This is a genomic window from Dyadobacter sp. HNCC25DJ183, from assembly GCF_056895175.1.
On sequence record NZ_JBXHAP010000005.1, the window covers coordinates 352,354 to 364,268 of the forward strand.

At 47.9% G+C, this 11,915-nt stretch carries 6 protein-coding genes; all 6 read left to right on the forward strand.

Going from position 1 to position 11,915, the window contains the following annotated elements; genetic code table 11:
• Positions 1-73: 73 nt before the first annotated feature.
• The 6 genes from AC1XTG_RS14905 to AC1XTG_RS14930 all read left to right on the forward strand — a co-directional run bounded on the left by AC1XTG_RS14905 (position 74) and on the right by AC1XTG_RS14930 (position 11,914).
• On the forward strand, positions 74-694 hold the full coding sequence (locus tag AC1XTG_RS14905) for an RNA polymerase sigma factor (RefSeq protein ID WP_056292295.1): 621 nt from the start codon (positions 74-76) through the stop codon (positions 692-694).
• Positions 695-785: 91 nt separating this feature from the next.
• Complete coding sequence (locus AC1XTG_RS14910; protein WP_056292293.1) at positions 786-1,901, forward strand: FecR family protein; 1,116 nt, start codon at positions 786-788, stop codon at positions 1,899-1,901.
• Positions 1,902-2,160: 259 nt separating this feature from the next.
• Complete coding sequence (locus AC1XTG_RS14915; RefSeq protein ID WP_484842494.1) at positions 2,161-5,619, forward strand: TonB-dependent receptor; 3,459 nt, start codon at positions 2,161-2,163, stop codon at positions 5,617-5,619.
• 16 nt (positions 5,620-5,635) lie between these two features.
• The gene (locus AC1XTG_RS14920; protein ID WP_484842495.1) at positions 5,636-7,543 is read left to right on the forward strand and encodes a RagB/SusD family nutrient uptake outer membrane protein; all 1,908 of its coding nucleotides are present in this window, start codon (positions 5,636-5,638) and stop codon (positions 7,541-7,543) included.
• 21 nt (positions 7,544-7,564) lie between these two features.
• The gene (locus tag AC1XTG_RS14925) at positions 7,565-8,266 is read left to right on the forward strand and encodes a DUF3823 domain-containing protein (protein WP_056292286.1); all 702 of its coding nucleotides are present in this window, start codon (positions 7,565-7,567) and stop codon (positions 8,264-8,266) included.
• 120 nt (positions 8,267-8,386) lie between these two features.
• Positions 8,387-11,914, forward strand: coding sequence for a PVC-type heme-binding CxxCH protein (locus tag AC1XTG_RS14930; RefSeq protein WP_484842496.1), 3,528 nt, complete (start codon positions 8,387-8,389; stop codon positions 11,912-11,914).
• Position 11,915 lies beyond the last annotated feature (1 nt).

Genomic DNA, 11,915 nt, shown 5'->3' on the forward strand with positions numbered 1-11,915 from the left:
GTAAATAGATTGATATTAAATAGTATTTATAGTATAATTTCGTTGCCTTAAACTTTGTCTAAAAAAGAACACGTTGGTCACAGAGGATACTTTTGGCAGGTGGGAAACCGAGCAGCAGCTCTGGCTCGCGCTCAGGCAAGGGGATGAGCAGGCGTTTACGTTTATCTTCGAAAAGTATCACCGTACACTTTATAACTACGGCTGCAAGCTGACCACGCACACTGCCGTAACCGAAGATGCTATTCAGGATATCTTTATTGATATCTGGCGTTTGAGGGCTAACCTCACAGAGCACATTTCTTCGATTAAATTTTATCTGTACCGGACATTGCGTCGGCGCATTCACCAGACGCTCGACAAGTACCCCGCCACCGAAGAGATCACCGACCTCAGTGAGCCGGATATCATGCCGCTTTCATTCTCGGATTCCCAAACGTTACTGATCGAATCCGAATCCAACCTGATCCGTGCGCAGCGAATCCGGGAACTGCTCGCATTGCTCCCCGAGCGACAGCTGGAAGCGATAACACTCCGCTATTTCGACGAATTCAGCATTGAAGAAATCGGGCAGATTATGGGTGTAAATGAAAAGTCGGTCCGCAATTTTCTTTATAAAGCCCTCACTGCTTTCAGGCAGACGCAGAATTTTATCATCAACTTCCTCCTGATTATCTGCGCATTGCCCATTTTTTAAAATTTTTTGTAAAAATAATCTCATTTCAAAGAGGTCAAATCCGCACATCTCCGCTCTTTGTATTTGGAGGGCATTCAGCCTCTTTACCCAAATGAAATACACTCCTTATTCTCTGACGGACCTGATCAGGCACGATGCGTTCATTGCCTGGGTTTTGAATCCCGATGCAGAGAGCGATGCGTACTGGAAAGGCTTTCTGGAACAATATCCTGAAAAGACGAAAACTGTCGAATCAGCGAGGGAGTATATTTATTTGCTGGCAGAGGACACAGGCAGAAACAGGCCAACAGAGGCGCAGAGCAGCAAAATGTGGAAGGTAGTGGAAGACAGCATGTACGTGGAGGAACCTGTTGCAGCCGAAGAGGAAAAGCCCGTAGTGCACGCCTGGCGCTGGCTTAGGGTAGCAGCCTCGGTGGCATTGATCTGCGGGATAGGCGCAATGAGCTTCTGGTATTTCCTTCGACCAGGCGAAATGATTTCCCTGAGACAAAAAGTTGCGCCTGCTGGTAAAGGATCAATCGAGGTAGTTAATGCATCGGCGGCAAAACGCATTGTGTTACTGCCCGACGGTAGTTCCGTAGTGCTGGATCCGGGCTCGCAGCTCAGCTATCAGAAAATGCAAACCGGCCAGAAAAGGGAAGTTACCTTAGTTGGAAAAGGCTTTTTTGAAATTGTTAAAGATCCCGGAAAACCATTCCTGGTGTACTCACGGGGAATTGTGACGAAAGTATTAGGTACCAGTTTCAGTGTAGATGCGAGAGAAAAAACGGGTCAGGTGAAAGTGGAAGTGAAAACGGGGAAGGTTACCGTTTTTCCGGTAAGTACCGGCGCTACGGAAATGGAAGTAAGCAATGCAGAAAAGAAGGGTTTTATTCTTTATCCCGACCAGCGCATTGCATTGACAGCCGGCAGCGGAAAGGTGCTTAAACCTGTGGAAGCCAGCATCAGGGAGCTTGATCAGCAGGATATCTCGTCACAGCTTTTTGTTTTTGACGAAACCCCGGTGACCGAAGTTTTCAAGGCGCTGGAAGCAGCTTATAATGTGAAGATCATTTATAATGTCGATGCGCTGGAAAAATGTCCGCTAACTGCCACTTTGGTCGGACAACCTTTCAGCAAGAAATTGGCTGTGATATGCAATGCCATTGACGCTACTTACGAGATCAATGGGGATCAGGTCAGGATCACGGGCAATGGGTGCAAATAGCAAAATTAAATGAGTATTGCCGGAGTCAGTAAGTCCTATCACTCAAACCTAACATACAAATGACATAGAGCCATACTGTCGAAAAAAAATCAGCCATGCTGCCACATGACTGATTCGGATTCCCGAAAGTAACGCTAATTACTCGCAGCCACAGCAAGTGGCCGCCCGGGAAGATATTGTTGAATAAATCGCCTTAACCAACAAATCAATCAAAAATATGGAAAAAGTTCGACGAACCGATGACCTGCTCATAACTCTTATGCGTATAACCGTCTTGCAATGTTTTCTGGTGTGCCTGTTTGCCGGAGTGTCGTGGGCAGTTGACGGCAGGGCACAGTCGGCTCTCACCCAGAAAGTAACTCTTGATATTCAGAATCAGGATGTTAAAAAAGTTTTAAAAGAGCTCGAAAAGCAAACAAACATCAAGTTTGTATTCAGTTCCAGGCTGATCCAGTCTGACAGGAAAGCGACCATTAAGGTAACCAACACGCAACTGGCTTCGGTGCTCGACCAGCTGCTGAAACCGCTGCAGCTTAGCTATAAGGTAAGTGAAGATCTGATTGTGATCAAGCCTGACAAGACGCCAGTGAAGGTATCTGACGTGGTGCAGCCCGAGGCCGCCCCGGACGTGGCACAAGCGGTGGACCGCACCCTTCGCGGGACAGTTAAAGATGAAGCCGGAGTTGCATTACCTGGTGTCAGCATTGTGTTAAAAGGTACACAAACGGGAACCTCTTCCGACGAAAAAGGCGCATTTTCACTTACTGTTCCGAATGGCGAAGCCACGCTGATCTTTTCGTTTGTAGGTTTTCTGTCGCGTGAAATCATTGTTAATGAGGGACAAACGGAAGTGGATGTGGCCCTGAAAGTAGATGATAAAGCGCTGGAAGAAGTAGTTGTGGTAGGTTATGGTACCCAAAAGAAAGAATCACTTACCGGCGCTATTTCCACTGTGACGAGCAAGGATATCGAGCGTGTACATGGTGGTTCCACCGTAAGCTCGGGCCTGGCAGGTAAAATACCGGGTGTTACCTTCCGTATGCCCGACGGCCGTCCAGGCGCAAGTGCCAATGTGCAGATCCGGAATATGGGTAACCCGCTGTTTGTAATTGATGGTATACAGCAGGATGCTGGTCAGTTCAACAACATTTCTCCCAACGATATCGAAAGCATTTCGGTGCTGAAAGATGCTTCTGCGGCTATTTATGGTGTTCGTGCGGCAAATGGCGTTGTGGTGGTAACAACCAAACGTGGAAAGAACGGGACCAAAAATACCGTCAATATTGACGCTTACACAGGCTGGCAAAACTGGTCTCGCTTCCCGAATGTGGTTAACGATTCGTACCAATGGATGCTCGGCCGGGCAGAGGCGGAAATGAACCAATACGGTAAAACGTCCATTACACCTGCCGAACTCGAAAAATACAAAGCTGGTACGGAGCCTGGTTACCAGACATTTAACTGGAAGGATTTTATCATTAAAAAGAATGCGCCGCTCTATTCATTGAACATGAACATGACCGGCGGTTCCGACAGGATCAGCTACTACATTTCTGCGACGCATTTGAAACAGTTTGCTGTTTTAGGACGAGAGTTTACATTTAAAAGAACCAACATTCAGAGTAATGTAGATGCGAAAATTACAGATCGGCTGAAACTGGGTGTGCAGATCAACGGTCGCATTGAAAACCGTGATCAGCCTGGTATCCCGGGTGGCGATGATTACTGGCTGCCCCGCTTTGCGATCCTGAGAAACCGTCCTTTCGAGCGGCCTTACGCCAACGATAATCCTAATTATCTGAATGATATCAAACACAATGAGACCAACTGGGCTTACAATAACAAAAAGTTGGGAGGTTACTGGACGGAGTACTGGCGTGTTTTGCAAACCAACTTTACGGGAGAGTACACCATTCCGGGCATTAAAGGACTGGTAGCGAAAGGAATGTACTCCTACTACATCGCCGACCGCGTAATGAACGGGCACGAGTATACCTACGAAGCCTACACTTACAATCCAACCGAAGATACCTACACCGTGACCGGCGGAAGTACAAACCCGTGGAGAGAGCGTGGTACCAGGAAAGTGATGCGGAATGTGTATCAGGGCCAATTGAATTATAACAATACTTTTGGCAAACATACCGTAGGTGCAACTTTCGTAGCGGAGCGCCAGGAAGAGCAGGTACAGGATCAATGGGTACACGCAGTACCGAAAACCAATGTGCTTCCTCTGATCTACTTCCCGACCATGGATACCTACAATGATTCGGAATCGGAGCTTGCGCGTATAGGGTATATCGGTAGAGTAAATTATGATTATGGCGGTAAGTATTATCTTGAACTTTCTGCCCGCCGCGACGCTTCATGGAAGTTTGCTCCGGATCGCCGGGTTGGTACATTCCCGTCTGCTTCTGTGGGTTGGAGAATTACCGAAGAGAAATTTATCAAGGACCTGCTGGGCTCGCGGAGCATTCTGGATGATCTTAAATTCAGGGCTTCTTACGGTATTCTGGGAGATGATAATATCCTCTTTAACAATGATCCGAACAACCCTCTAAGTCCCTATGCTTACCTGCCCGGCTACAACTACAACCAGGGAAATGTGATCCTGAGCGGCAATGCGGTTGTTACATCCAGGGATAAAGGTCAGATCATCAACAATATTTCGTGGTTTAAAAGCAAGATCACGGACATTGGGGCAGACTTCTCTTTACTGGGCACGAAAGTGACTGGTTCGGTGGATTATTTTTACAGACTGCGCACAGGTCTGCTCGGACGTAAGTACGACCTGCTCGTGCCAAGCGAGCTAGGGTATGCGCTGCCGGAAGAAAATGTAAACAGTGACTCGCAGCAAGGCTGGGAAGGTGCATTGACATACAATGGAAAATCTGGGGATATTAATTACTCGATTGGTGGTAATGTATCATTTTCAAGGACCAAGTTTGTGTCTTCTTACAAGCCGATCTTCAACAATGCACAGGATCAGTACCGTGCTTCGCGGGAGAATCGCTACGACAACATTTTCTGGGGTTATGAAACGGTTGGCCAGTTCCAGTCGCAGCAGCAGATCTCTGAATATCCGGTTAATATCGACGGACAGGGAAACCGCACTTTGCTTCCGGGAGATTTGATTTACAAGGATATAAATGGAGATAATGTGATCAATAACCTCGACGAAAGGCCAATTGGTTACACTACAAATGGCCAGCCTAACATCAACTTTGGTCTGAACCTGTCGGTAAGCTGGAAAGGATTTACGCTTGCAGCAGACTTTTCCGGTGGCGGAATGTACACCTGGAATCAGAACTGGGAGCAGCGCTGGGCTTATCAGAATGACGGCGCCCTCAACAGTATCTTCCTTGACAGGTGGCACCGCAAAGATCCTTTCGATCTGAACAGTGAATGGATCCCGGGCAAATATCCTGCATTGCGCTACAACGACGGCTCGCACAGCAACAACAATAAGAACTCCACTTTCTGGGTGCATAATGTGAAATACATCCGTGCGCGCACACTGGAACTGGGGTACTCGCTGCCGAAATCGGTTTTGGAAAAGCTCAAAATGCAAAGAGCCCGCTTCTATATCAATGGATATAACCTGTTTTCAATCGATAACCTGAAAGAGTTCGGTATAGACCCGGAAGTGGCTGACGAAAACGGACTTCAATATCCGCAAGCCAAGTTTGTGAATGTGGGTATCAATCTTTCAATCTAAAAACCGTCAGATTCAAATGAAAAGGAGATTTTATACTTTACTGATCGCTGTTTTAATGCTGGGCTGGAGTTGCGACGACGACGCATTCCTCAACCGCCCACCCACCAATATCCTGACTGACGAACAAATCTGGAACAGTGAAGAGCAGATACTCTCGGTGCTGGGGGATTTGTACAACCGTTATGTCGATATTTCAACTTTCAAAACGATCAACGATATCCCCGGCTGGATGACAGTCGGCGATTTCAATGAGGCATTCTGGTCGGAAGCAGGACGCTACAATGCTTTTCAGAACTCGGGTTGGGATGTTCGTTCCTGGGGTGCCTGGGATTATGGTTACATCCGGGAAATGAATTTGTTTATTCAAAAATGCGGCGCTTCCGAAAAGCTGGACGCAGGTGTAAAAGCCCGCTTTCTGGCAGAAGCGAGGTTTCTGCGTGCATCATATTATTTTGAGCTGGTGAAAAGAATGGGCGGTGTTCCATTGATTTTGGAACCGCTTACCTACGATTTCAGCGGCGATCCGACTTACCTGCAACGCCCACGTGCCAAAGAATCCGAGATATATGATTTTGTGATCGCAGAGGCAGAAGCGATTAAGGGAGACTTGCCTTCAAATGCAGGTGAAAAATCGCGGGCTACCAAAGGCGCAGCACTTGCAATGGAGGCGCGCGCCGCATTGTATGCCGCTTCTATCGCCAAATACGGCGTGAATACACCTTCTGTGATGCTGTCAGGCGGCGAAGTTGGTATCCCTGCTTCCATGTCACAAGGTTATTATACCAAAGCGCTGGCAGCGGCAAAGGAAATCATAACCGGCTCGGCAGGTACTTATGCACTTTATACCAAAAAACCTGATCTGTCTGAAAACTTCGCGAGCATATTTTATGATAAGGCGAATAATCCGGAGGTGATTTTTGTGGAGGATTACAAGCTGCAAAGTGGCAAGGTGCATTACTTTACAGGCTGGAACCAGCCGAGGTATGGTGCCGAGGAAGAGGAAGGCGGCCGTATTAATCCTTCCCTGAATTTTGTTGAGGCTTTTGAGAAACTCGACAATACTTTTGCTCCAATTCCTACCACCAACGCAACAGGCGCGCCTATTTACTATGACAATCAGGTAGATATCTTCGCGGGCAGAGATGCACGTCTTGCCGGTACCGTCATGCTGCCCGGCACTACCTTCAAAGGAAGAGCTGTGGATATCTGGGCTGGTTTTCAGTTAGGGAATGGAACCATCGTAAGCGGCGACGACCGCGGTGCACAAAAAACATTGCCCGGCAAAACAGTACCCGAGCAGGTAGTCGGTTTTGACGGACCTATCGATGGTTTTGAATTCACTGCACAAACAGGATTTTATCTTCGCAAGTACCTAGATCCGGTTGTAGGTTCAGGTCAGCGCGGGGTTAACAGTGAGGTTTGGCTGGTAAGATACCGTTTCGCAGAAGTGCTTTTGAATGCAGCTGAGGCAGCATTTGAACTGGGACAACCCGCAGTTGCAGCCGAGTACATGAATATGGTACGCGCACGTGCCGGGCTGGTCACTCCATTGAAATCTTCCGAGATCAATTTTGACCGCATTGTACATGAAAGACGCGTAGAGCTGGCTTTTGAAGGACATTATCTCTACGATATGAAAAGATGGCGCATTGCGCACCTGATCATGGACGGAAACGCGATTGCGCCTGCAGAACTTTCCAAGGATCTTGGCAAAGCTACCAAGCGCAATACCCAGCCTTACGGACTCTGGCCTTACAAAATCTACAATCCCGGCGCGCCTACCAATGGGAAGTGGATTTACAAAGTAACCCGTTTGAGCCGCGTAACTGGTGCAGACAGGTTCCAGCTCGGGAATTATTATTCCTACATCAACGATGATGTGATCAACAACAATCCAAAGATCGTCCGTAACCCTAATCATTAAGGCATTTTAAAATATCAGATCATGAAAGTAACAGTTCAGCTTCTAGCTATATTATTACTCGGACTGGGGGTAATGTCTTGTGACAAAGATAATTTCACGGCACCCAAGTCTACCTTATCCGGCCGCATTGTATATAATGGCGAACCCATTGGTGTGGAATTCAATCAGGTTCGGATGCAGCTCTGGCAGCCTGGCTTCGGTAAGCTCGCTCCCATCGACGCGCCCATTGACCAGGAAGGCCGCTTCTCGGCGCTGCTTTTTAATGGAAACTATAAACTCGTTTTCCCTGCTGGCCGCGGCCCATTCCGGACCATTCAGCAGGATGCTGCGAAAAAGGATACGGTCTATGTTACGGTGAATGGAAACCAGACACTTGACGTGGAAGTACAGCCTTACTTTATGATCCGCAATCCGTCCTTCAATGGAGGGGAAGGCAAAGTTTCAGCTTCATTAAAGCTGGAACAAATTGTAACCGGTGCGAATGCAAAAGCAGTAGAACAGGTGTCTTTGTATGTTAATAAAACAAACTTTGTTTCGCGGGCAACCAATATTGGCACAACCGATCTTGCATCTGCGAACATCAAAGACCTGAACAATATCACTATGTCGGTGAATGTACCGGCGCTTGTACCTGCTCAGGGTTATGTATTTGCAAGGATTGGTGTGAAAATCAAGGATGTGGAAGATATGATCTTCTCGCCCGTTCAAAAAATCGATTTATAGTCCTTTTCATGCAGGTCTGACGCAGCCACGCTGGTCGCGCGAAGCTGGCCGCGCCAGACCTGCATGACTTATTTCCCAAACCCGCGAGGGACAAGGGCCTAAACCCTGAATTCTTATCTGATGAAGAAAAACATCCTGATTACTATTGCCGCGATTATCATTGTATCCTGCGCCCGGAACCCTTCTGGAAATACAGGCAGCAATGCAGGTTCCGGATCGGCTCGACGTGCTGAGGTATTGTTCCTGGGACACAACAGCAAACACCACGATTCGGGTAAGTACGCGCCCTGGCTGGCGATTAAGCTGTTCAGGAGCGGGATCAATATGACCTATACCGCCGATCTCAGCGATATCACTGCCGAAAATCTTTCCAAATACGATGGTTTGATCATTTACGCAAACCATGATTCACTTCCGCCTGCCCAGGAAAGCGCTATGAAAGCTTTTGTTGAAAGCGGCAAAGGTTTAATCCCATTGCATTCAGCAACAGGCTGTTTCAGGAATTCGCAATGGTATATCAAAACAGTGGGCGGACAGTTTGCCTCACATAAGGTAGGTACTTTCAAAAACACCATTTTAAAACCCGAACATCCGGTAATGAAGGGTATTACGGACTTCGAGACCTGGGATGAAACCTATGTACACAAGAATCTGAACCCCGATAAAACAGTGTTGGCTGAAAGGGTTGAAGGCGATCACCACGAACCTTATACCTGGGTCAGAAATGAAGGAAAAGGCCGGGTATTTTATACCGCTTATGGGCACGAAGACAGTACCTGGACCAATCGCGGTTTTCTAGACCTGGTTAGAAACGGCGTACTCTGGGCGGTTGGGGACAATGTTCAAAAAAGCATTGCCGCATTGAAACTCCCTGACCCGGATATTTATGACGCCGACACGATCGCACATTATACCAAAAGACACGTAGTGTCCAAAATGCAGGAATCACTGCCGCCTGCCGAGTCGAACAAACTGACGCAGGTACCTGTTGGCTTTGAAATCCAGCTTTTTGCCGCAGAACCTGACATTACCAATCCGATCGCGATGGCGTGGGACGAGCGTGGGAGATTGTGGGTGGTAGAGTCTGTGGATTATCCGAACACATTTAAGGAAACAGACGGAGCCGCCAATGACCGGATCAAGATCTGTGAGGATACAGATGGCGACGGCAAGGCAGATAAGTTTACTGTTTTCGCAGATAAGCTCAATATTCCCACCAGTATGGTCTTTTCAAATGGCGGGATCATCGTTTCCATGGCGCCTGACTTTGTTTTCCTGAAAGATACCAATGGAGATGATAAGGCCGATGTACGTGAGGTGATCATGACTGGCTGGGGAAAAAACGATACCCACGCTGGTCCGTCCAATCTGCAATATGGTTTTGACAACAAGATCTGGGGCGTAAACGGGTACTCGGGTTTTAAAGGTAATATCAATGGAAAAGCCTATAATTTCTCGCAGGGTGTTTACCATTTCAAACCCGACGGGAAAGACTTTGCATACCTTGGCAGTAGCAGCAACAACACCTGGGGGCTGGGGGTAACAGAAGACAACAACGTCTTTTTGTCAACCGCGAACAATACGCACAGCGCCTATTATTCCATGGCGGCCAAATACCTGCAGCGTTCCGTTGAAAGTGAGGAGCCGGGTATCCAGTCGGTACAGAAAATAGACGGGCATTATGATGCGCATTCGATGACGCCGAACCTGCGTCAGGTGGATGTGGTAGGGGGATATACTTCTGCTGCCGGTCACCATTTTTACACAGCGCGCGCATTTCCAAAAGAATACTGGAACCGCATTGCATTCGTAGCTGAACCTACGATCAGGCTGGTCCACAAAGCTATTATTGAAAAGGACGGCGCTGGTTTCAAGGAGAAAGACGGCTGGAATTTCATGGCCAGCTCCGATGAATGGTTTGGCCCGGTGCACGCCGAGGTTGGTCCGGACGGGGCTGTCTGGGTTTCGGACTGGTACAACTTCATTATCCAGCACAATGTATTCGTACCTGCGCAGTCGCCGGCGGAATTTATTATCCCATTCAAAGAGCAGCCGCACGGACAGGGTAATGCATTCAGCAGCCCGATGCGCGACCTCAATCACGGGCGCATTTACCGGGTTGTTTATAAAAACGGAAAGAAAGCTGCGCCGCTGAAACTCTCCAAAGACGATCTGCCAGGTTTGGTTGCGGCTTTGGAAAACGATAATATGTTCTGGAGAATGACAGCACAGCGACTGCTGGTTGAGTCAGGCAAGCGGTCGGTAGTACCTGATCTGTACAAAATTATTGAGAATCAGAAAGTGGACGAAATCGGATTGAACAGTCCGGCTGTACATGCATTGTGGACTTTGCACGGCCTGGGTGTAATGGACGGATCTGATCTGAAAAGTCTGGAAGTGGTGAATAAAGCACTTTCACATCCTGCGCCAGGTGTTCGCAAGGCAGCTGCGTCGGTACTTCCGAAGAACGAGCAGAGTTTTGAGCAATTACAAAAGCTGATGAAAGATCCTGATCTGAACACAAGATTGGCGGTTTTTATTGCTTTGATAGAAATACCTGCTTCCGACAAAATCGGTGCCGCTGTTTACCAGGCTTCATTGGATGCCGAAAATGCAAAGGATAAGTGGTTATCAAAAGCATTACTGGCCGCGGGTATCCAGCACGAAAATGGCTTTATGGCTGCTTCGGCCGGGCAAACCGGTAAGTCTGCACTGGCGGACCAGATTGCGAGCGCATTAAAGAAAGAGGTTTATGTTTTGGGCAGAAGAGGAAGTCTTCAATTCCCGCCGGATGTAACCGGAAAGGAAATTACCATTAAGGCGAGTGTGGCGAAAGGAAAAGACCGCGCTTTGCAGGGATTTATCGCGGGACAGGGCGGCAAGGAAGGCGGATATGCACTTTATATTCAGGATGGAAAGCTGATTATGGCTGTAAAGCAGCATGGCATGTTATCCAAAGCTGTCACAAAGGAACCGCTTCCGGAGAAGTTTGATGTGGAAGCGGGCTTGAAAAAGGATGGGAAGATCTTCATTAACATTGACGGGAAACCTGCTGCCGAAGGAAAGGCGCACATGCTTTTTGCAATGCCGCTTGAAAATACGGTAAGAACAGGCGAGGATATGGAAGGGGAGAATAACATCGGCGAGTACGAGGGTAAGTTTGGCTTTGCAGGCAATTTTCAGAAAGCCAGCCTGGAATTCAACAAACCGGAAGAAGGAAAGTCAGAAGTCGCTGTTACTGAGACCAAGTCAGCCGGCACAAAGTCTGGCGCTACGGTCATTGAGATGAAAGTAGAGAAGGAGATCATGCAGTTTGACAAAAAGCTGATTAATGTAAAAGCCGGCCAGAAAGTGGTCATTAACCTTGAAAACCCCGACGGAATGCAGCACAATCTGTTGATCATCAAGCCGGGAACTTTGCAGAAAGTTGGAAAGGCGGCAGACGAAATGTTGCGTGATCCGCAGGCGGCTGAAAAGCAGTATGTGCCCAAAATTCCGGAGGTACTGCATTCAACCCGGCTCGTGAGCTCCGGTGAGACAGTTACTCTTGAATTTACCGTTCCAAATGAGCCTGGCGATTATCCCTATGTATGTACATTTCCGGGACACTGGCGCGGGATGAACGGAATTCTCCGGGTTACCAGATAAC